The sequence below is a fragment of the Anabaena sp. FACHB-595 genome (genome assembly GCF_048568275.1).
Lineage (GTDB): Bacteria > Cyanobacteriota > Cyanobacteriia > Cyanobacteriales > Nostocaceae > Trichormus.
In genome coordinates, this window is sequence record NZ_CP183473.1 from 4,501,141 (window position 1) to 4,523,388 (window position 22,248).

The following is a 22,248-nucleotide window of genomic DNA, read 5'->3' on the forward strand; positions in this document are numbered from 1 at the left end:
GGGAGCAGGGGGAGAAAAGAACTGTTGACTGTTGACCAATGACTAATAACTATGAAAATTACTATTCCTGAATTATCTTTAGTTGTCTTGATTGGTGCTTCTGGTGCAGGTAAATCAACATTCGCACGTAAGCACTTTCAACCGTTTGAAGTAATATCTTCTGATTTTTGTCGTGGGTTAGTTTCCAATGATGAAAATAGCCAGTCTGCTTCCAGAGATGCTTTTGATGTTCTGCACTATATAACGACTAAACGCCTAGCCGCAGGCAAATTAACAGTAATAGATGCAACTAACGTCCAGCCAGAAGACCGCAAGACTTTACTGCAAATGGCCAAGCAGTATCATTGCTTTACAGTGGCCATAGTTTTTGACCTACCAGAAGAATTATGTCATGAACGTAACCAACAAAGAAGTGACAGACAATTCGGCTCCCATGTAGTCCGTCGTCATACCCAAATGTTACGGCGTTCTTTGCGTAGTTTAGAAAAAGAGGGTTTCCGCTACGTCTACACCCTCAAATCACCAGAGGAAATCGCCAACGTCGCAATTGAACTTCAACCCTTATGGAATAACAAAAAACACGAACACGGCCCCTTTGACATCATCGGCGATATTCACGGTTGTTGTGATGAGCTGGAAACTTTACTCCAGCAATTAGGCTATGAAAAAAGCACAGGAATTGAAGATACAATCTGGAACGCTCCCATCTACTACCACCCCCAAGGACGCAAAGCGGTCTTTCTTGGTGATTTGGTAGACAGAGGGACACGTATTTTAGATACAGTCAAGCTAGTACGCAACATGGTGACAGCAGATACAGCCATTTGTGTTCCTGGTAATCATGAAAACAAGCTCTTGCGGAAATTACGAGGTAAAAATGTCAAGGTAAATCATGGGTTACAGCAAAGCCTTGATGAAATTGCAGCGTTACCAGAAGCAATCCGCACACTATTCACTAAGGAACTCACAGACTTTTTAGATTCCCTTGTCAGCCACTACTTACTTGATGACGGACGCTTGGTAGTAGCACACGCAGGGATGAAACAGGAAATGCAGGGACGGGGTTCTGGTGCGGTGCGGGAGTTTGCCCTGTACGGTGAAAGTACGGGTGAAATTGACGAGTTTGGTTTACCAGTCCGTTATAACTGGGCTGGAGATTATCGGGGTGAGGCGCTGGTAGTTTATGGACATACACCCATACCTGAGGCGGAATGGCTGAATAATACTATTGATATTGATACAGGTTGTGTGTTTGGTGGCAAACTTACCGCCCTACGTTATCCCGAAAAGGAATTGGTGAGTGTTCCGGCGGCGCGGGTTTACTGTGAACCCGTGAAACCTTTAGTTGAGAATAGTATTACGCGGACATCCCAACAGGAATTTGATGATGTTCTCAACATTGAGGATGTATTAGGTAAGCGCATCATCAATACCAAGCTACAACCAAATATCACCATTAGAGAAGAAAATGCGATCGCTGCTTTAGAAATTATGAGCCGTTTTGCTGCTAATCCCAAATGGCTGATTTACCTCCCTCCTACCATGTCCCCAGTAGAAACCTCTTCAGCCCCTGGATACCTGGAACACCCATCCCAAGCCTTCGTCTACTACCAAAAGCAAGGAATTACGGAGGTTATATGTGAAGAAAAGCATATGGGTTCACGCGCCATTGTGGTTGTTTGTCGGGATTTAGCAACAGCCGAGAAACGGTTTGGTGTAGTGGATGAAGGTATTGGTATTTGTTATACCCGCACAGGTAGGAGATTTTTTGATGAGCCAACATTAGAAACGCAACTTTTGGCACGGGTAAATGCTGCTCTGACTGCAAGTAGATTTTGGGAAAGATTTAATACAGACTGGGTGTGCTTAGACTGTGAACTCATGCCTTGGTCAGCAAAAGCACAAGGATTAATAAAAGGGCAATATGCACCAGTGGGTGTGGCATCACGCCTAGCTTGCAATGATGCCGTAGAATTACTGCAACAAGCAAGCGAGCGCGGCCTCAATATTACTACCCAACTCACTCGCTACCAACAACGAGCAGAGATGGCAAATCAGTACATCACTGCTTACCGTCGCTACTGCTGGAATGTCACCGATATTGGAGACTTAAAACTAGCCCCCTTTCATATCCTCGCTACAGAGGAAGCTGTGCATATCGACAAAGACCATCGTTGGCACATAGAACAAATTACCCAAATCTGCCAATCAGACCCGGATTTACTCCTGTCAACGGCTTACAAAGTAATAGATTTAACCGACCCTAGCAGCCAAGCTGAAGGGGTGCATTGGTGGGAAAAACTCACCCAAGTTGGGGGTGAGGGTATGGTTGTCAAATCTATGCAATTTCTGGTCAAGGGTAGTCGGGGTATTGTGCAGCCTGCGGTGAAATGTCGTGGACAAGAATATCTGCGAATTATCTATGGCCCTGAATATTCAGCCCTAGAGAACTTGCAACGTCTACGCCAACGAGGGTTATCTCTGAAACGTTCTTTGGCCATGCGAGAGTTCGCCCTGGGTGTGGAAGCATTAGAGCGATTTGTTGCCCATGCTCCTTTACGTCATGTACATGAATGCGTATTTGGAATTTTGGCTCTAGAAAGTGAACCCGTAGATCCACGACTGTAGCGCCTATGATAAAGACAGCCAGCAGGGCTTAAACTTGACTTTAATTCATTTTTTTTGCAATGAGATCGCGATCGCTAAAATCTTTGTAAGACAATAGTCTTACTTTTTCAACTGCATCGGGAACCTATAAATGTGAAAAAAGTATTTGCCAAAAAGCTAGGTATTTTACCAGATAAAGAAAACCAAGTTCTTAATTTTGGATAAAGTCGAGCTTAGAGTAATTTGTCTTTCCGGAAACAGCACGCAATCAAGAGAATACTTATATAAGGACTAACTCAGTAACCAGCTCATGAACCACCACATGATCGGTAAAGTACTGCAAGCACGCTACCAAATTGTTCAAAACCTGGGTTCAGGGGTATTTGGACAAACATATATTGCTGTAGATATCAATTACCCACATCAACCTAAATGTGTTGTTAAACAACTTAAGGTTAACAGTTTCCACTCTAGTCACCTAGATACAATCAGATTACGTTTTCTGACAGAAACTGAAACCCTCAAGCACTTGGGACAACACCCCCAGATTCCCAATTTCATTGCTTGTTTTGAAGAAAATGAGCGTTTCTACTTAGTACAAGAGTATATCGGCGGACACGCTTTAACGGCAGAATTGCCAATTGCTCAAAATTGGGGTTCTGTGTGGCGCGAAGATGAAGTTATTACATTTCTAGAAGATGCGTTAAGTATTTTACAGTTTGTGCATTCGCAAGGTGTGATTCATTGCGATGTTAAACCAGAAAATTTAATCAGACGTGCTGTTAATGGCAAATTAGTTTTAATTGACTTTGGTTCTATCCAGTCAGTGAATTTTGGCATAGATGAACAAGTATCTATCTATCAGGTTCCGGCTACTTCCTTGGGATACATACCACCAGAGCAATTTATTGGTAAAACTCAAATCAACAGTGATATCTATGCTTTAGGCATGATTGCTATCCAGGCTTTAACTGGGCTAGAACCACTGCAATTAAAAATAGATCCTGATAGTAATGAAATCATTTGGCGTTTTGCTGATACGCCTGTGAGTGACTATCTAGCGGCGATTCTCAGCCAAATGATTCGCTACAATTTCCAAGAACGCTTTCAGTCTGCGGCTGAGGTGTTGCGTGTACTCCAACAGATGAAATGGGAAACATCCTTGCCACAACTTTTGCAAACACAACAGATAGAATATAGGCAGGAACCTAATTCTGAAGCGTCGCCGCTAATCACAGGAATGAAAGTAGGACTAGCGGTTAATACCTTATTAATGGGACTGGGAACTTATTCATTGCTGAGTAATTCTCCAGCTAACACAGAAACAGAACTTTTATATAAAGCGACACAAGAATATCAAGACGGCGACTTACAACAAGCGATCGCTCTAGCTAAACTCATACCTTCTCATAGTAATGTATATCCAGATGCTCAAGCCACTATAGACGAATGGCAACAGCAATGGCAAACAGCAGCAAAACAATATTCCTTAGCTGAACAAGCATTACTTGAGAATAGATGGTCAGATGTTTTTGTTGCTGCAAGCGAAGTTCCTAATATTTCATATTGGCAATCTAAAGTTAAGGATGTAGTACAGAAAGCCAATGTCAATATCGAAGCCCAAACACAAGATTTATTAGCCAAAGCTTATGATAAAGCTAGAGCTAAAGATTTTTCTTCAGCATTAGAATATTTGCGTCAAATTCCTCAAGAAAGTTCTGCTGGTGCTTTAGTACAAAAAAAACTAGCTGAATACAACCAGAAAAAACAAATTAGAGCCGCTTATTTTTTACACCAAGCTCGTAAACAAGCATTAGCTGGTAACTTTGATCATGCGGTCAACTACCTCCGCAAAATTCCTCAAGGTACTCCTGTTTATGCCCAAGCTCAAGCTAAACTCAATGAGTATACACAAAAGTTACGCCCACAAATCCAAAAGGCTAAGTCTTTGATTGCTCATAATTCAGTTATTCAGGTTGGCAATTTACAATCTGAAATTCAATTACCAGAAGTAAATATTCGCTAGTCAAGTCGCTTTGCTCCAATTCAAAACAGGTCAATTTATAGAGACGCGAACCATCACGCCTCTTGACTAAACTGAATAAACTTCTACTTACTCAAAATCCCCTCTGTTCCTTCTAATTTGTTTATGGCTGGTAGTATATTCGTCATCTGGAGTGCGGATGCTAGCTTTTTCCTTTTTCCTGTCTTTATTAGCATAATAAGGCTGGGAATTTTGAGGGCGGTCTATTCTACGTTGTTTATTAGTATAGTAAGGTCTCGAAACTTCGACTTTGTGGTTTTTTTCCCCATAATAACCAGCCGCTTCCACAGAAATTATTGGTAAGCTGATTACCCATATTAAACCTGCTAAGATAAATAGCCCAATCTTACAAAACAATTGCTTTAAAACATCTTTAGGTTCCAACATTAGAGAAACTTCCTCGTAACTCTTCAACTGCTGCTTGAATATTAAGTATTCTTGCTAGAGCCAACGTCTTCCTCTAGGTTGGTTGGATATATATAAAAAGTAGTGCTGAATTAGTACTCAGCACTCACACTTAACAACTCATGGAACACAAAAAATAGATTATTCCAAATTGACGGTTAGTAGTGGCGTGTCTAGACTAAAGTAGTGTATTAAACGTAGGTTAGGTTGAGCAAGGCTTTCGCCCTTGGCGTTCCCGTAGGGTAACCCAACAGGATATCGGTATTGGGTTGCTACAATTTTTTCGGTATTTTGTATTGCAACATTTAAGGCTTGACACGCTAGTAGCGACTGTCTTGAAAGTCAAGCGATCGTTAACAAAAACCGGGACTCTGAACATTGACGCAACTGGGGAACGCTGCGCTAGATTCTGCGGTGGCTGGTACGGGCAAAAAGACTTGTGGCTCTTGGCTAAGATGGTAGCAGCCCGCACCAGCCACTCCGCTTCGCCGCAGAATCTTCCCCAGTTGCTGGATTTCCCGTGAAGATAAAAAAGAGCATCAAAAATTGACCCAAATGCGGCAATAGGATCATCAGGGAGAGTATTTCCAAGTATAAAAACGGTCAATTGTGATTAAGCGTTGGGAATGGGTTGTAAGTTGTCAGTAACACGCCAAGGTAAATTATCCCGAACCATTGCATTTAAAATGACTAACATTTTATGAACGCAAGCAGTGAGAGCTAATTTTTTCGATTTACCACGTTCGACAAGACGCTCATAAAAGGCCTTGATAACCGGATTATGACGCATAGCAACAACAGCACCCATATAAAGAGTGGCACGAACATGAGCGCGACCGCCATTAATCATGCGCTTACCTTTGTGTTGACCACTATCATGATTGATAGGTGCAACACCAACTAAGCGAGAAATTTGTTTGGCAGTGAGTTGACCGAGTTCTGGCAAATCAGAAACCAGAGTTGTCGAAATAACTTGGCCAATACCAGGAGTAGTTTTGAGTAAATTAACTTTTTCAATCCATTGTTGATTGTTTTGAGTTAATTGCTCAATTTCTTGATTGAGTTGTTTGAGACGTTCGTCAAGATATTCAATGTGTGCTTCAATATCTGCCAATGCTTTACCACGGGCGCGTGAGCGTCGATTTTTTTCAGCAGTTTGCATCTCAACTAATTGTCTTCGACGACTAATTAATTCTCCTAATTGACGAGATGCTTGTGACTCAATGTTTAACACTTGAGGTTTCATTGCTTCCCCAAAGTGTGCCAATATTTGTGCATCGATAGCATCTGTTTTGGCGAGTTTACCAGTGGCTTTGGCAAAATTTCGTCCTTGACGTGGATTGATTAATGCTACTGGTAGCATTGCTGCCTGTAGTTGAATGACCAGTTCTGTTTCTAATCCTCCGGTTGCTTCTAGTACGATGAGGTTCAAATCATAAAATTTTAATTGTTCAACTAAATTAAATATTTCTAGTTCTGTATTAGCAAACTTCAATGCTTTACCGATGGGACGGATATAAACATCGAGGGTCGCTTTGCTCACGTCAATGCCTACCCACACAGAGATGTTTTCCATTTTTGAATCTCAACTATTTTGTCAAGAAGTTTTTAATTCATCCCCTTGATTTCACTCATCCTTGCCCGATGCGGACTGTATACTTTAAATGTCAGTAGTTTAAAGCTTTGACCCCGGCGACTGTTCGAGTTCTGTCAAAGAGATTGTTGTGGTGACCCATGCTACAAAGCGGTCTTTAATGACCTAGGGTGCGACGGTCTACCACTTCTTTTAATATACAAGGGTGCGTCAGTGTGAGAAAACTTAGCCGTACCAAGAAATTATTCTTACTGACGCACCCTACATTTTGGATATTTTTTATCTGGAAGTCCCTAACTTAGGCGATGGTCACATTTGGCGACAAATAAACGTCCTGAATAGCGTGAAACAGCTTCACCCCTTCCTCAAAAGGACGCTGGAAAGCTTTTCTCCCAGAAATTAATCCTGTACCACCAGCTCGTTTATTAATAACTGCGGTGCGGACTGCTTCGGCAAAGTCGTTTTTGCCAGATGCACCCCCAGAATTAATCAACCCTGCGCGTCCGCAATAGCAATTGAGTACTTGGTATCTAGTTAAATCAATGGGGTGGTCTGTGGTTAAATCTGTATAGACTTTTTCGTGAGTTTTACCGTAACTCTGACCTGTGGCTTTGGCTACTGCACCGTAGCCATTGTTATTTTCAGGCAACTTTTGTTTAATAATATCGGCTTCAATTGTTACACCTAGATGATTTGCTTGTCCGGTGAGGTCAGCCGCCAGGTGATAATCTTTGTCTTGTTTAAATGCGTTGTTCCGCAAATAACACCACAGAATTGTGACCATTCCTAGTTCATGGGCGCGTTTAAATGCACGGCTGATTTCTTGAATTTGTCTGGTGGACTGTTCAGAACCAAAATAAATTGTCGCACCAACAGCCACTGCTCCCAAATTCCAAGCCTGTTCTACATCAGCAAATAATACTTGGTCAAATTGATTGGGAAAGGTTAACAATTCATTATGGTTAAGTTTAGCAATGAAAGGAATTTTGTGGGCATATTTACGCGAAACACTACCTAATACACCTAAAGTTGTGGCGACAGCATTACAACCACCAGCGATTGCTAAACGGATGATATTTTCTGGGTCAAAGTAAATAGGATTAGGTGCAAAAGATGCTCCGGCTGAGTGTTCAATACCTTGGTCTACTGGCAGAATAGAAAGATAGCCGGTATATGCCAAACGACCTGTAGAATAGAGTTGTTGAAGATTTCGCAAGACTTGAGGATTGCGATCGCTATTTAACCAAACTCGATCAATAAAATCAGCCCCTGGTAGATGTAATAAGTCTTGAGATACTTTAGCTTTGTAAGTCAGCAAGTCTTCTGCTTCATGCCCTAGCAATGACTCGATAGAATTAGATTCTAAGAGTGTGGTAGTCATAAGGGTTTCCTCAAATCTGAGCAAATGATTTTGTTTTTAAGATAGCATTTGTCTATTTAAAACCCTTATCTACCTTTTTCGGTATCTTACCTTTTGGCTTAGATTTGTGGACTTCTGCAACCGCTTCCTGAAATAATTCATGCAGATGTATCGGCACACTAGCAATATCCGGCAAATCTGGCTCTAAAGGTTTATTAAACTCTTGTAAAAGAGCATTCAAATCATTACTAATATTAAAATCTGGACGTTGTAGCACAGTTTGTAAAACTTTTTCCAAGGAACTTGGATACTGTTCGGCTAAACGATCCCAAATAAACGCATTAATACTTTTATTTTCCAGATAATAACGAACTAGTTTCTCAGCCCCATCAACATTTTGCCAATCTTCTGCTGATAATAAAGATTGGAATTTACTATATGTTGGTAAAAACATTTGTCCCCAACGGGGATGAGAAATAGCTGTTACTTGTTCGGCTTTTTTCAGTTCCGCAGGTAAATCAACTTTTGGCATCACCATTTTGGTGTTACCACTTTTATTATTCAATACCTGGGAAACTATCTTGGCATCTGCACCAGTTTCTTTAACTGCGGCTTGAATATCCTCTTCTTGAACACCAGCTTCTATGCCTAATTCACTTAGAGATTTTGTCTGGTCAATTCCTAAAGATGCCAAACGTTTCTCTGTAATTAATTCTTGAAACTCAGCAATTTTTTTATTCAGTTGATATCCAGGTAGAGTAATTTCATCACTGCCAAAGAAGTCAAGAAAATCCTGATGATATTGATATACAGAATTCCAAGCAGATTCTAGGACATCAGGCGCATCACTATAAAGATGATGCTTATAGTTTTCTTTAAAATTACCAATGGCTACAGCTAATTTTGGTTTACCCAATTTACCTAATAATGTATATGGGCTAGAAAATGTCCAATAATTATCGGTAACAGGAGAGATACGAGCTAGTAAAATCTCGCCTATTTTTAATCGTTCAATTGCTTGTAATACTTGGGAATTATTGGGCTTAATAATATAAGATTTATTCGTTAACCAATTGAGTAATTCTAAACCATCAGGTAAAATTTGAGTAATAGCAAATAAACCCATAAAACTACGATGCCAACTGTTGAGAAGATGACGATCGCTCTCTGTTAAATCTTCCTGACTAGCAATAAATAAATTTAGTGGCGACTCATCACCAACTTTTCCCTCAATCAGAAAACTATCAATGGTTAAGTCTTGCTGTGTATTATCCCCACTACCACGGCGTAACCGTTCTGCTGCATAGGTTTCTAATGCTTGGGCTATGTCACCCTCCGCATCCAGCACAAAATCCACTAAGGCTTGTTTAAGTTCGTGCGATCGCTCTAATATCTCATCCACAGGTCTATTTCTAGAGTGTAACAGTTGTAGATTAAGCTTTTCCAGAGAATGACAGCATCTAGCAATAGCTAGATTTGTAAAAATATATATTTAGAAAGTTGACTAAAATCAGCCATTGGTGACGAGTTGTGTTACCGTTGGCGGGGCGATGAGCAGCGTCCTAAATTATGAGCTTTTCATAAACTAGATACAAGACATCACGCAAGGTGCTAACAAATGGTTGCAACTCCCAGTTCTAGCTATATTTCCTCTGAGGAATATCTCAAAGCCGAAGAAAGCAGTTCCATCAGGCCTGCATATCGCCAGGAAACGATTGACGCAATGGTGGGGGCGAGTAATACTCATGTAGTCATCTCTCTGAACTTGGCTTCTATGCTGAAAAATCATTTGCGTGGAAGCGGATGTCAGACTTACATTTCAGCTACCAAAGTCCATATTGAGTTACTCGATATATATTACTATCCTGATGTTACCGTCACTTGCGACCAGCGAGATAAAGCATTTGATAACTTTCTCCGTTATCCTGGCTTAATTATCGAAGTCTTATCCCCCAATACCGAAGCCTTTGACAGAGGAGAAAAATTTGCTCACTACCGCCAAATAAAATCGTTACAAGAGTATGTACTGGTGAGTCAAAATCGCCAAAGTGTAGAGTGTTTTCGTCGCAACTCCGAAGGACAATGGGTGCTTTATCCCTACGGACAAGGTGAGGAACTGCATATAGCTAGTGTAGATTTGCGCTGTGCGATCGCTAACGTCTATGAAGATGTTACAGTTGAAATACATCAAGCTGCTAATTAAAGGCGATCGCAAAACAAAGCTTAAGACTTGGGAAGTTAGCCCTTTAACAGTTTAGCCTCATGAAAGCTAACTTAGTATTGAATTGGTGAAGCGTGAGTTTATGACAAGTGTCGTTCATTCTCCCTACAGTAGCGAACAAATTTCCGCTTGGTTGCGTGGATTGCTGACAATAGCTTGGGCTGATGGTAACTTTGATGAGCAAGAAAAAGCATCAATTGCCAGCATTACACAAAATGAATTAGCCCCTAGTATCGAGTGGGATTCACTAGAAGTAATCACACCAGCAGAATTAGCCACGGTTTTGGGTAAGAATACACCAGTAGCAGAAAACTTTTTGCGTACAGCTGTTATGGTAGCGATCGCAGATGGTACCTATTCTCCCAGCGAAGATCAAGTACTGCACCAATTATGTCAAGCCTTAGGAGAACCAGAGGACATACTGGAAGCCCTACGCCAAACTTTAATAGTCAAAGAACCAACACATTCTCTTGGGCTAGTAGCACCTCACGCCCCGCCACTAGAAGTACTTGACCCCCTGCGCCACTGGCTAGATGGCTTAGACATTCAAGACCCCAGAGTCGCCCGTTTCTTATGTAAAATGATTCCCCCCCAATGTCCCTTTGAACGGGATGTCACCCTATTCGGACGCAAAATTGTTCACATTCCCCCCTTATGTAAAATCAACCCATTGTATGAACAACTAGTAGGGTTACGTTTCCGCGCCCTCTCCTATTTGGCAGATGAATGTAAAGAGGACGTTTCGCCTTATATTTAGTTATTTGTCAGTTGTCAGAGACGCGATTAATCGCGTCTGTACAGTTGTCAGTTGTCAGTTGTCGTTGGTCATTAGTTATTCTTCTTTACCCCCAGTCCCCAATCCCCAATCTCTACTTAAAAGTCGGTACTCAACACTGGCAAAGAGTGACTACTTAGGCGTAACCTGTTAAGTAGATCAACTAAACAAACATAAACTTTTGCTGATGCGTTACGTTGTGAAGAAGACATCATGATCAATGGAAAGCATTCCAACGAACGAATAACCAATAAGCATTGACGACTGACAACTGACTACTGACAATTGACGAATTATGCAATTTATCGACCAAGCACAAATCGAAGTAGAAGCTGGTAAAGGTGGCGATGGTATCGTCGCTTTCCGGCGTGAAAAATATGTACCCGCCGGTGGGCCTTCTGGTGGGAATGGCGGACGAGGTGGTTCAGTCATTTTCGTTGCGGTGGAAAATCTACAAACCCTGTTAGACTTCCGATATAAGCATATATTTAAAGCAGACGATGGCGGTCGTGGCGGCCCCAATAACTGTACAGGCGCTTCCGGGAAAGATTTAATCGTCCAGGTTCCCTGTGGAACCACTATTTATGATGCAGAAACGGGTGATTTACTTGGTGATTTAACTCAACCTAACCAAGAACTAATCATTGCAGCAGGTGGTAAAGGTGGTTTGGGAAATCAATACTTCTTGAGTAACCGTAACCGCGCCCCAGAATACTCGCTCCCAGGATTACCAGGGGAAAGAAAGCTGCTCCGTTTAGAGTTGAAATTATTGGCAGAAGTAGGAATTATCGGTTTACCTAATGCAGGTAAATCAACTTTAATATCATCTTTATCGGCGGCGCGTCCGAAAATTGCTGATTATCCCTTTACAACCCTCATCCCCAACTTGGGTGTAGTGCGGAAACCTACAGGTGATGGTACAGTCTTTGCCGATATCCCTGGCTTAATTGAAGGTGCAGCCGACGGTGCAGGGTTGGGACATGACTTTTTGCGTCACATTGAAAGGACACGGGTACTTCTGCACTTAATTGATGCTACTAGTGATGATGTTATCAGAGACTACAACACAATTGAGCAGGAATTGCAAGCTTACGGACGAGGTTTAAATGAGCGAATGCAGATTTTAGCGCTGAATAAAATTGATGCAGTTGATCGGGAAACTGTAGACTTAGAAGCACTAGCCATCCAATTAAATCATCTTTCTCACGCCCCTGTGTTCTTAATTTCTGCGGTAACTCGCACTGGGTTAGAACCAATGTTACAAGAAGTTTGGGGAATTCTTGACCAAGTAAATGCTCTGGAAGAAGCAGAAGTTTTTAGTTAGCAGCAAAATAGCGAGTGGTTCGTAAAAAACTCTGCGTACCTCCGCGCTACCCAGCCTGCGGCTTGCCGCAAAAGCGTCTACCGCCTTCCTCTGCGTTTAAAAAATCCCCTTTTCCCAGGAATCCTGTAAAATCTCAATCATGAATTGAACCATCAGGCATAATGGCTCCCTTTAGTTCAGCATCTTTCAGAATTGCTCCTGTTAAGTCTGCTCCTTGCAGATTTGCTTTTCGCAAAATGGCACTTTCCAAATTTGCGTAACTCAAGTCTGCACCTTGCAAGCTAGCCCCACTCAAATCCGCCGCTAGATTTCCCCACTGAATTGTCCGACCAAAATTTGCCCGACACAGCTTTGCACCGTCTAAATTGGCGTGATGTAGAGAAGCCGCTCTCAGGTCAGCGTAGCTTAAATCTGCCCCAGTTAACAGCACATAGCCCAAATCTGTGCGCTGGTTGGAACTGGGACGTAAATCTGCTTGAAAGAGTAAACACCGAGAGAGATTGGCACTATTCAAATTAGCACCGCATAAACTAGCCTTGATTAAGTTCGCTTCTTCCAAACGAGTCTTGACTAACTTTGCACCTGTTAAATCTGCTTCGCGGAGGATGGCGCGATACAAATCTGCTTCACTCAAATCTATTCCCCAGAGAATGGCTTCGCTCAAATCTGCTTCTCGTAAACAGGTGTGGCTGAAGTTGCTCTTACCAAGTCGCGTCTGACGTAAATCGGCGTAGCTCAAATCTGCACCTGTGAGGCTTGCATTTGTTAACTCTATTTCTTGCAGATTGATATGCTGAAAGTTGCGTTTGCCAGCAGCATAATGTCTCAGAATTTCACCCACATTCATAAATAATTCAAATTAAATAATTAATAAATTTAAAGGGTATGATACCAACTCTTTAAATTTCTTTTCTTCTGATTCTTAGCTTGTGCAGATGTCCCTGTCTAGTATTTATCACTAGATTAAACTTCAATGGTATGAGTTTGAGTTAGTTCTGTCATCAGTTCTGGGACAGATATGATGTCTTGGGTATAACCAGCATTTGCGCCCGAAAAAATTAGACCATTTTCCACATCGCCACGGGCTGCTTGAGCAAGTGCTTGCAAAAGGCAATAAGTTTTTCCTTTATCTCGACACAAGCAAGTTTCTAAACAGTTAGCAATACATCGCTTTTCTAAGTTTGATGAATTACTCATTACCTGTTCTGTAAACAGATTATGTAAAGCACGACAGGGTTTGCCTACTGGACTGGGTACAGTCACAATATCTTTTGACTGGGCTTGTAGATGATAATCTTTATAACGCTGGTCGGCATCACATTCTACCGTGGTCACGAAGCGCGTACCAATTTGCACACCATCAGCCCCTATTGCTATCATCCGATCAATATCGGTGCGTGAAGCGGAGCTATCCTGAAGGGAATCGCTGATTCCTCCACTCACAATTAATGGTATGCTTGCACCTAAATGGTTTTTGCAATAATCCCGCAGTTGACGAATCACCAATTCCAGAGAAAATCCCGGAATATTAACTTGCTCACACTGGGTGAAGTGTCCCCCTACCTGTTGGCAATTCTCCACAATCAACGCATCTGGTAAACGATGATACCGACTTTGCCAAGTTTCACAAATCAACTGAGCCGCTTCCATGTTCGCCACACTCGGCACTAGTGCCACATCGGGATATGCGGCGGTGTACTCTGGTAAAGTTAGGGGTAATCCTGCACCAGTGATGATGATATCTGCTCCTTGGGCAGCAGCAGTTTGGGCTAATACAGAATAATCTTTGGTAGCAACCAGAATGTTTACTCCAATCACCCCATCAGGGCTGATACTGCGGGCTGCTGCTAGTTCATCTATTAAAGCTAGGCGATTGGCTGTAAAAAAGCTGCGTTTTTTGCGTTTGTCAAAGTAGGGCGAATCTAAACCCAGTCCCAAAGAAGCAATCACGCCCACACCCCCAGCATTGGCAACGGCTCCCGCTAATTTTGCTCCCGATACCCGCACGGCCATTGCCCCTTGAATGATGGGATGGCGGGCAATGTGTTTACCAATCCGTAAAGGCTGGAGGATACGGGTTTTTACAGAACTATTCATTCATTAACTAAATAACTTTAGAGTAATTTTAACATCTCGGTGTCAATTGTCATGCGGATAACATTTATGTACTCAGCCGAAAAATTTTACTTACTTCGCTTGACAACTATATTATTATAAAGTTATATATGATTGTAAGACAAGTTACACCCTTGTCGGTTGATATTTCACCATCACATTCGCAATTATCACAACAAATGACAACACTTTTAGAACAGCGTAGTAGCGCTAATTTATGGCATAGATTCGGTAACTGGATTACCAGTACGGAAAATCGAATGTATGTTGGTTGGTTTGGAGTATTGTTGATTCCCACAGCCTTAACTGCGGCAATTGTCTTTATCCTTGCGTTTATTGCCGCGCCACCAGTTGACGTGGATGGCATTCGTGAACCAGTATCAGGTTCTTTGCTCTACGGTAATAACATTATTACTGCTACTGTAGTGCCAACTTCAGCCGCTATTGGCCTGCATCTATACCCTATATGGGAAGCGGCTTCTTTAGACGAATGGCTTTACAATGGCGGCCCTTACCAAATGATTGTCCTGCATTTCCTGATTGCCATCTATGCTTATATGGGTCGGCAATGGGAACTAAGTTATCGCTTAGGGATGCGTCCGTGGATTCCTGTAGCTTTTTCTGCTCCCGTTGCGGCTGCAACAGCCGTGTTGTTGATTTATCCCATTGGGCAAGGCAGTTTTTCCGATGGGATGATGCTGGGTATTTCTGGCACATTCAACTTTATGATTGTGTTTTCACCGGAACATAATATTCTCATGCACCCATTCCACATGATTGGTGTGGCTGGAGTCTTTGGTGGGGCATTATTCTCGGCAATGCACGGTTCCTTGGTGACATCTACATTAGTGCGGGAAACCTCAGAAGTAGAATCAGCCAATACTGGCTATAAGTTTGGTCAAGAAGAGGAAACCTACAATATCGTAGCTGCACATGGTTACTTTGGGCGGTTAATCTTCCAATATGCCAGCTTTAACAACTCCCGTTCTTTGCATTTCTTTCTAGCAGCTTGGCCAGTAATTGGCATCTGGTTTGCGGCTTTGGGTATCAGCACCATGTCCTTTAACTTGAATGGGTTCAACTTCAATAACTCAATTTTGGATCACCAAGGACGGACAATTGACACTTGGGCAGACCTGCTCAACAGAGCCAACTTAGGGATTGAAGTGATGCACGAGCGAAATGCTCACAACTTCCCGCTAGATTTAGCGTCTGGTGAAGTTCAACCAATTGCTTTGACTGCTCCAGCGATCGCTAGTTAGTTTCTCCTGTGTATACTGCTTAGTAGATAGCACCCTAATTTTAGGGTGCTTTATTTTTAGATGACTATGTGATTGTTAAAAAATTGGTGTTTTCTCTTGAAGGGCTTTCAGACTCTTAGCCTGCTGTAGTAAACGTTGACTAATGCGATCGCATACTAACTCACAAAGTTCAAATATCATTGGATCAGTAATCTCGTAATAAGCACTGGTACCCTTAGGCTGACGAGATACCAGACCTGCTTGAGTTAACACTTTTAAATGCTTAGACAAATTTGCCTGTCCTAAGCCAGTCGCCTCTGCAATTTCCATCACATTCATTGGCCCTGACTTGAGACAAGACAATATCTGTAATCGACTGGACTCCGATAGTACCTTAAAATAGTCAGCAACCGCCACAAGAACAGACGGATCAGCCTGGGATGGCTTTGTTTTTGGCATAGTGAGATTTAATTGCCGACACAAAAAGCGTTTAATAACTAGTTGGTATTATAGCTAAATACGATTAAAGTTTGTCGTCAGTAGTCAACCGTCAACCGTTAACTGTCAACCGTTGACCACAGACTATTGATTAATCCCAAAAACCGACCCAACCGTTGATTTAATCGAATCCCTGGCATCCTTGAGAGTCTGAGTAATGGGGTGCTTAGTCTGCAAAAATACCCGCGCACAGTTGCGTCCTGGCATTCCCGAAATCGAACCACCGGGATGAGTACCTGCACCAGTGAGAAATAGATTATCGATGGGGGTCTTGTAGTTGGCTATTTCTGGCAAAGGACGGAAAAAGACCATTTGATCCAAGGTCATATCAATATGGTAGTAATTACCTTTGTATGCGCCTAGTCTTTCTCCCAATTCCGCCGGGCTTTCTACACGACGGGCAATAGTGGCTGTTTTGACATTTGGCGCATAGGTAGCCAGTTTATCAACTACCTTGTCTGCAACTTGGTTTTTCAATTCGTCCGTCCAACCAGTACCTTTGAAACCGGTACCTTCTGCACCAGCAATTTGATAAGGGGCGAAAAACTCAATCCAGACTGTATGTTTGCCAGAAGGTGCTAATGTGGGGTCGAGATAGCTAGGCATAACTACGTACATCGATGGGTCGGAATCAGGAATCTCTCCCAATGTACATTTACTATGTGCTTGTTCCACATGGGCTACAGAATCAGCAATTAAAATAGACCCAACCAAGTATTCATCTTTATGGGCGTGGAAAGGAAAACGCAAGGGTTCATCTAAGGCCAAATCTATCTTGAGAATGGTTTCGTTGTTGTTGACAATGCGCCGTTCCAATCTTTCCCATAAATCTGGGTCGGCTGCATCTACATCACTTTTATCGGTCATTTGCAAAAATAACCGTTTTGCGTCGATGTTAGAAATCACACCATATTTAGCACGATATTCTGTACCACCACTTACCCGCACACCAACGGCTTTACCGTCATCAATTAAAACTTTTTCGACTTGTTGGTCTGTGAGAATCACACCGCCTTTACTTATGACTAAATTTACTAACGCTTTAATTAATGCGCCAGTACCGCCGCGAGGTCTAGCCATCCCCGGATTGTGACGCATTGCCATCATGATTGCACCAATAGCGATCGTTTTTTGGGATGGTGGTGCGCCGAGTTCTGATGCTAATCTTGCTAGGGGTGCTTTGAGAAATTCCGAATCAAACCACTCATTGAGAATATCTTCTGCGCTGGTTAACATATTGCGAATGAAGTCCAGCGTTTTGTTAGGAGAACCGATGACTGAAAATAAATCCTTGAATTTCGTGATATCGTAATTACCAACAATATCAATAATTGATTTTGGCGGGGCATTAAACATAGGAATCATTGCACCTATTGCCCGTTGCCAATATTCGGTAAACTCGGCGTATTTTTTAGCATCACGTTCGCTGTACCGAGCGATTTCTGCACAAGTTTTTTCTAAAGATTTATGAGCCAAAAAATACTTACCATCAGGATGAGGACAAAATACAACTGGATCACACTCTAAATATTCCAAGCCATATTTCCCCAGTTCTAATTCCTCAACAACTGGCCCCAAGTGAATAAATTCGTGATCAATGGCACACAAATTAAATTTAAACCCTGGTGCTTCTTTTGGCAAACACTCCTCTGTTGTAGCTGCACCACCAGGAACAGAACGCTTTTCGAGTAGCAGGACACTATAGCCAGCTTTCAGCAAATAAGCGGCACAAACTAGCCCGTTATGTCCTGCACCAATCATTACAACATCATATTCTTGCATATTTGTTATCTTGAATTAGAGTGGCTTGATAATATTACAAAGGGTGAAACGAAATTACAACTTTGATAGTTATTAGTAAATAAACTACAGGTAATCTTACTGGTATTTTTACTCAGATTTTTCCATAATTGATTCAGGTAATTGAGCGAGATTCACTTCTAATAAAAGTATTAATATACTTTGGCGAATTTCCATATTTTTAATACGAATCTTCATGCCTTCCCAGACAAAATAAGGGAGACTTACTAGTTCTTTAGCTTTCTGCACTAATGCGGTAATTAATTCTAAAGAAACCCCTTTTCCTTCTGTACAATGGAAACTTTCTAATATTATAGGTTGGCAATGAGTCCGGGGACGAAGCATAGCAGTAAAACCAAGCGATCGCCTATTATTCTTTTCTTTTAATAAAAAACTCCCGCGAAAGCCCATCTGTCCATCACTAGGCAAAAATATTTGCACATCTTGCATTTCAAAACTAATAATTTCTCCCTCCACATTTAACTCAAAATCTTGCATGAAATTACGAGTAAAATCTGAGGCGATGGCAGAGTTAATATCGGCTTCTGTGAGAATGACACGAGCAGTTAAATTTACAGGCTTATCTAGTTGAACTTCTCCAAAAATGGCACTTAGTGGATTGATAGCAATACTATCTGTTTTTACTTGGATCTCTTGAACACGGATATTTTGTTTAGTTACTAAGCCTTGACCACTAACTGTTACACCATCGGCTTGTCCCTGAACTACTTTTAAAATATCAGTCTGGACATAAATGTCAATTTGCTCGGCTGTATCTAGCTGATTTGATATACTTCTTTCAGCTACCTGAGATATTAACTTTTCTTCTAAATTCTGCTTATCTGGCATGAACTTATATTTTCCTAGTTTCCTCTCATTAATAACTTTAAACTCTAAATAGCCAATATCGGATCTACAATATGGTATATACAAAAAAACAAATAGTTACTACTAAAATATTTTTTAGGCAAATCATTAATATTCAATAAGCCCTAAGAATGATTTATTAAGATTGAATCATTCTTGAGAAATAATTCCTCTCGGAGTTGTTTTTTGAAAGGGGTTCACTTAAAAACTATTAATTCCCGACTTCGTGGAGAAGCCTGGGATAATACCAACTCAAAATTCAAAATACCCTACGGGTACTCTGCGAGAACGCCTTTGGCGAAAGCAGTTCCGTTCGCGCGAGCGTTGTGTAGCAAAGGAAAGCTAAAGCTGCAAAATGAAGAATCAAGACAGGATAAGCATTTGGGGCTGTATATCTGGCGCATTCTTTTTTCAAATTGGTATAAGCTAATGCACATCTAAATTGCATAACTACTAATAAGGGCTGTTAACAGTTAACAGCCCTCACGATAGATTGTGCAACTTAACTTACAGTAGTTGTTTCTAGAATCCGAGATGTGATTTGACGCTGACTCTTAATCACCATCTCGATAGGACGGTGTGGGCCTGTTACTAAACCACGACGTTTTGGTCGAACTTCCACACTATTATTAACTAATTCTAATTCATAGCTAGTAAGGATTTTAGCAAGTGCTAATTTCATCTCCCATTGGGCAAAAGCCAGGCCAAGACAGCGTCTCGTACCACCACCAAAGGGTAGATACTCATAGGGTGAAAACTGCCTTTCTAAAAATCTTTCTGGTTTAAACTTTTTCGGCTCTGGATATAAGTCTTCCCTGTGGTGGGTCAAGTAAATTGAACCTAAAACTGGTGTACCTGGTGGGAGTTCATAACCACCCAATGCCATAGTTTCGATGACTCTCCTGGCGAAAGTTAGCATTGCTACTGGGTAAATTCTCAGGGTTTCAGAGTAAACAGCATTGAGATAGGGCAATTTGAAGATGGTAGTGGAGTCTGGATTATCTCCTAAACTATCTAATTCTTCCAGTAATCTGGCTTTGACTGGGGGTAGTTTATGAATCCAATACATAGCCCAAGCTAAGGCTGTAGCTGTGGTTTCATGACCTGCTACTAACAGTGTCATCAATTCATCGCGTAATTCCACATCGGTCATTGGTTGACCGTCTGCATCCCTAGCATCCATGAGTAAGCTCAGAATATCGGTGCGTGATGGGTCGGGATTTTCTCGACGTTCTTGAATTTCTTGGTAGATGAGTTCGTCAGCTTGCTGTTGTATTTGTACTTGTTCACCCCAAAACTTAATCGGGCCAAAATCCCGGCGTAAGGATGGGAAATAAAGCAACGCCACACTAAAGGGGGAACTGCTTTTTTCTAAAAGGTCAGACAACAAATGTTGTAGTTTTTCAGCACGGGAACCTTCATATAAACCAAATACCGCCTGCATAATTACCCTTAAGGTAATGGCTTGAGTCACAGACCGGACTTGAAAGGGTTGACCTATCTGGTGTTGGCTGATAACTTTTTCGGTGACATCGGTAATCACCTGACTGTAGCCCCGCATCCTTTCGCCATGAAAGGGTGGCATTAATAATTGCCGTTGCCGTTGGTGTTCTGCGCCAGAAAGAGTAATTACAGAGCGTTTACCTAATAAAGGTTCAAATAAATCATTCCAATCACCTGGTGAGTCCAGTTGGTTGTTATCGTTGGTTAAAATTTGCTGTATATCTTTGGGGTTGCTGAGAAATACTATCGCTGGGACATCTTTGGCTAACTTTACCGAGAAAATATCTCCGTAACGTTTAGCGCAGTCTTCCAGAAAGGACATGGGGCTAAAAACCCAGCGCAGTACTTGGACAAAAACGGGAGTTTGGGGGCCTTTTGGTAGGTGCATAGAGTTTTTAGAAATTAGCAAGTGCTGTGTGCAAAGTAAAAAATACTTACCTCTAATTATTAGTAATCATGGTTTTGGTGGGCAATGCCCACCCTACTAATCCTAAATTCCCGTGACAACACGGAAAAAGCGAATTGCGTTTTGGCGGAAGCCTCTCGTAGAGATGCCGCAGGCTATTGCGAATTGGTTTAACAAGGCATCAAGGCATCTAATCTGCCGAGTACTGCCATATCTTCTGCATCTAACTCTAAGGGTGTACCACTACGAATTAGCTCGGCAAAGTCTTCGTTAGGAACCATAATTGTTAATGTGTACAGGCGACTAGAGCCTGTATTTTTGATTAAATGGGTGCCTGTGGGAGGTACTAATAAACTATCTCCGGCTTTGATAGGGACTTTTTTGCCGTCACACATGGCTATGCCTTCCCCTTTAATGACAAAAAACATTTCTACCGCCCATTGATGACGATTAGGTGGTGTTTGTCCGCCGACTTCAAAAATTTCTACGCAGCAGGTTAGGGAAGTGTTAGCGTTGGTGGAATCAAAAATAATTGCTAACCGATTTGTATCGTGAGGGCTAATACGATATACTTGGTAGTCTTTGGGTGATTTAATAACAGGAATTACGCAACGAGTAGCTTGCATTTATTTATCCCTTCCTGTGGCTTCAGGGTGATTTAGGGCTGTGAAAATTGCTTGTGAATCACTAACAAAACCAAAGCATTGTTTAACGTTATATAAGGTCGCTAACCAACAATAATCAGGGGAAGTTGTAGCAGTACAATCTTTGACTAAAATGCAGTCATATCCTAAAAAGTTAGCATCACATAAGGTAGTCAGTACGCATTGATCAGCGTTAACACCAGCAAACAATATTGTTGTAATTCCCAGGTTTTTTAAAATGCTATCTAAAGGTGTGTCCCAAAAGCCACTCATGCGATATTTATCTACACAAATATCCTCTGGGAATTGCTGGAGTCCGTCTACGACTGCTGCCGCCCAACTACCAGCCATCAGTACTTTAGCATCGTTTTTGGGTAAGCGATCGCCTAACCCCACCCCCTCCCCTGTAGGATTGTAAACATGAAGTAAATTGGCGCTAATGTTCAGTAAGTCGGGACGATTGCCCCAATTTAACCAAATTACAGGCACACCAACAGCACGCAATTCTGGCAGTAAATTATTTAAAGGTACGATGGGTTTAGTAGCTGGTGTCACGTCTACGCCGATATGGGCTAACCAGCCATCTGGGTGACAGAAGTCGTTTTGCATATCTATGACGAGAATGGCTGTTTTTGCCAAATCTAGGCGCAGAGTTTTGGTTTCTGTTGATAAGATAACGGGTTGTGGGGTCTTTTGCGGACGAGTGATATCTGCGATCGCTTGATTCACCATCCAAGCATTTGGCGCTACTCCCAATGTGCGTAAAGACTGATCCATAAAATTGCATCACCCAACATAATTACTATTTTGTACCTTGAAATCATATTGAGCGTTTAATTACTTA

General features: G+C 41.8%; 19 protein-coding genes. 7 read left to right on the plus strand and 12 right to left on the minus strand.

The annotated features are described in order from the left end of the window. Positions 1-51 precede the first annotated feature (51 nt). Together ACN222_RS18665 and ACN222_RS18670 are read left to right on the plus strand one after the other, a co-directional pair. The gene (locus ACN222_RS18665; protein ID WP_010997873.1) at positions 52-2,628 is read left to right on the plus strand and encodes a polynucleotide kinase-phosphatase; all 2,577 of its coding nucleotides are present in this window, start codon (positions 52-54) and stop codon (positions 2,626-2,628) included. A 289-nt stretch (positions 2,629-2,917) separates the two neighbouring features. Then, the gene (locus ACN222_RS18670; RefSeq protein WP_126987143.1) at positions 2,918-4,633 is read left to right on the plus strand and encodes a serine/threonine-protein kinase; all 1,716 of its coding nucleotides are present in this window, start codon (positions 2,918-2,920) and stop codon (positions 4,631-4,633) included. Positions 4,634-4,720: 87 nt separating this feature from the next. Here ACN222_RS18670 and ACN222_RS18675 read toward each other — a convergent pair whose 3' ends face one another. Beyond that, positions 4,721-5,038, minus strand: coding sequence for a hypothetical protein (locus tag ACN222_RS18675; protein ID WP_010997875.1), 318 nt, complete (start codon positions 5,036-5,038; stop codon positions 4,721-4,723). A 314-nt stretch (positions 5,039-5,352) separates the two neighbouring features. Here ACN222_RS18675 and ACN222_RS18680 point away from each other — a divergent pair, with 314 nt between their 5' ends. Then, the gene (locus tag ACN222_RS18680; protein ID WP_193371830.1) at positions 5,353-5,580 is read left to right on the plus strand and encodes a hypothetical protein; all 228 of its coding nucleotides are present in this window, start codon (positions 5,353-5,355) and stop codon (positions 5,578-5,580) included. 89 nt (positions 5,581-5,669) lie between these two features. Here ACN222_RS18680 and ACN222_RS18685 read toward each other — a convergent pair whose 3' ends face one another. From ACN222_RS18685 to ACN222_RS18695, 3 genes are all read right to left on the minus strand, one after another. Continuing rightward, on the minus strand, positions 5,670-6,632 hold the full coding sequence (locus ACN222_RS18685) for an IS110 family transposase (RefSeq protein ID WP_010994426.1): 963 nt from the start codon (positions 6,630-6,632) through the stop codon (positions 5,670-5,672). Positions 6,633-6,948: 316 nt separating this feature from the next. Further along, a complete protein-coding gene (locus tag ACN222_RS18690) occupies positions 6,949-8,031 on the minus strand; it encodes a class I fructose-bisphosphate aldolase (protein ID WP_010997876.1) in 1,083 nt (360 codons plus the stop codon). Between the two features lie 52 nt (positions 8,032-8,083). Further along, positions 8,084-9,412 (minus strand): hypothetical protein, encoded by a 1,329-nt coding sequence (locus tag ACN222_RS18695; protein WP_010997877.1) that lies wholly within the window; start codon positions 9,410-9,412, stop codon positions 8,084-8,086. 216 nt (positions 9,413-9,628) lie between these two features. On the opposite strand from ACN222_RS18695, the gene ACN222_RS18700 reads away from it, so the two are divergent. The 3 genes from ACN222_RS18700 to obgE all read left to right on the plus strand — a co-directional run bounded on the left by ACN222_RS18700 (position 9,629) and on the right by obgE (position 12,330). Then, positions 9,629-10,213 carry a Uma2 family endonuclease gene (locus ACN222_RS18700; RefSeq protein WP_010997878.1) on the plus strand — a complete coding sequence of 195 codons (585 nt, stop codon included), beginning with the start codon at positions 9,629-9,631 and terminating at the stop codon, positions 10,211-10,213. Between the two features lie 100 nt (positions 10,214-10,313). Further along, positions 10,314-10,988: a Mo-dependent nitrogenase C-terminal domain-containing protein gene (locus ACN222_RS18705; RefSeq protein WP_010997879.1), complete on the plus strand. Its 675-nt coding sequence runs from the start codon at positions 10,314-10,316 to the stop codon at positions 10,986-10,988. 313 nt (positions 10,989-11,301) lie between these two features. Beyond that, positions 11,302-12,330, plus strand: a complete 1,029-nt coding sequence (gene obgE / locus ACN222_RS18710) for a GTPase ObgE (protein ID WP_010997880.1) — start codon at positions 11,302-11,304, stop codon at positions 12,328-12,330. A gap of 133 nt (positions 12,331-12,463) precedes the next feature. On the opposite strand, the gene hetL is transcribed toward obgE, so the two are convergent. Both hetL and ACN222_RS18720 read right to left on the minus strand, forming a co-directional pair. Beyond that, positions 12,464-13,177, minus strand: a complete 714-nt coding sequence (gene hetL / locus ACN222_RS18715; RefSeq protein ID WP_010997881.1) for a heterocyst differentiation pentapeptide repeat protein HetL — start codon at positions 13,175-13,177, stop codon at positions 12,464-12,466. A gap of 116 nt (positions 13,178-13,293) precedes the next feature. Beyond that, positions 13,294-14,427 (minus strand): NAD(P)H-dependent flavin oxidoreductase, encoded by a 1,134-nt coding sequence (locus tag ACN222_RS18720; RefSeq protein WP_010997882.1) that lies wholly within the window; start codon positions 14,425-14,427, stop codon positions 13,294-13,296. Between the two features lie 197 nt (positions 14,428-14,624). Between ACN222_RS18720 and psbA the strand changes: the two genes are divergently transcribed. Continuing rightward, the gene (gene psbA / locus ACN222_RS18725; protein ID WP_010997883.1) at positions 14,625-15,707 is read left to right on the plus strand and encodes a photosystem II q(b) protein; all 1,083 of its coding nucleotides are present in this window, start codon (positions 14,625-14,627) and stop codon (positions 15,705-15,707) included. Positions 15,708-15,782: 75 nt separating this feature from the next. Here the strand turns inward: psbA and ACN222_RS18730 are convergent, their stop codons facing one another. The 6 genes from ACN222_RS18730 to ACN222_RS18755 form a co-directional block, all read right to left on the minus strand. Further along, positions 15,783-16,145 carry an ArsR/SmtB family transcription factor gene (locus tag ACN222_RS18730; RefSeq protein ID WP_010997884.1) on the minus strand — a complete coding sequence of 121 codons (363 nt, stop codon included), beginning with the start codon at positions 16,143-16,145 and terminating at the stop codon, positions 15,783-15,785. A gap of 123 nt (positions 16,146-16,268) precedes the next feature. After that, positions 16,269-17,966 (minus strand): beta-carotene ketolase CrtO, encoded by a 1,698-nt coding sequence (crtO, locus tag ACN222_RS18735; protein WP_010997885.1) that lies wholly within the window; start codon positions 17,964-17,966, stop codon positions 16,269-16,271. A 108-nt stretch (positions 17,967-18,074) separates the two neighbouring features. Continuing rightward, positions 18,075-18,833: a DUF2993 domain-containing protein gene (locus tag ACN222_RS18740; RefSeq protein ID WP_010997886.1), complete on the minus strand. Its 759-nt coding sequence runs from the start codon at positions 18,831-18,833 to the stop codon at positions 18,075-18,077. Positions 18,834-19,353: 520 nt separating this feature from the next. Continuing rightward, positions 19,354-20,742 (minus strand): cytochrome P450, encoded by a 1,389-nt coding sequence (locus tag ACN222_RS18745; RefSeq protein ID WP_010997887.1) that lies wholly within the window; start codon positions 20,740-20,742, stop codon positions 19,354-19,356. Positions 20,743-20,930: 188 nt separating this feature from the next. Further along, positions 20,931-21,386 carry a cupin domain-containing protein gene (locus tag ACN222_RS18750; protein WP_010997888.1) on the minus strand — a complete coding sequence of 152 codons (456 nt, stop codon included), beginning with the start codon at positions 21,384-21,386 and terminating at the stop codon, positions 20,931-20,933. After that, the gene (locus ACN222_RS18755; RefSeq protein WP_010997889.1) at positions 21,387-22,181 is read right to left on the minus strand and encodes a cysteine hydrolase family protein; all 795 of its coding nucleotides are present in this window, start codon (positions 22,179-22,181) and stop codon (positions 21,387-21,389) included. Positions 22,182-22,248: the final 67 nt, after the last annotated feature.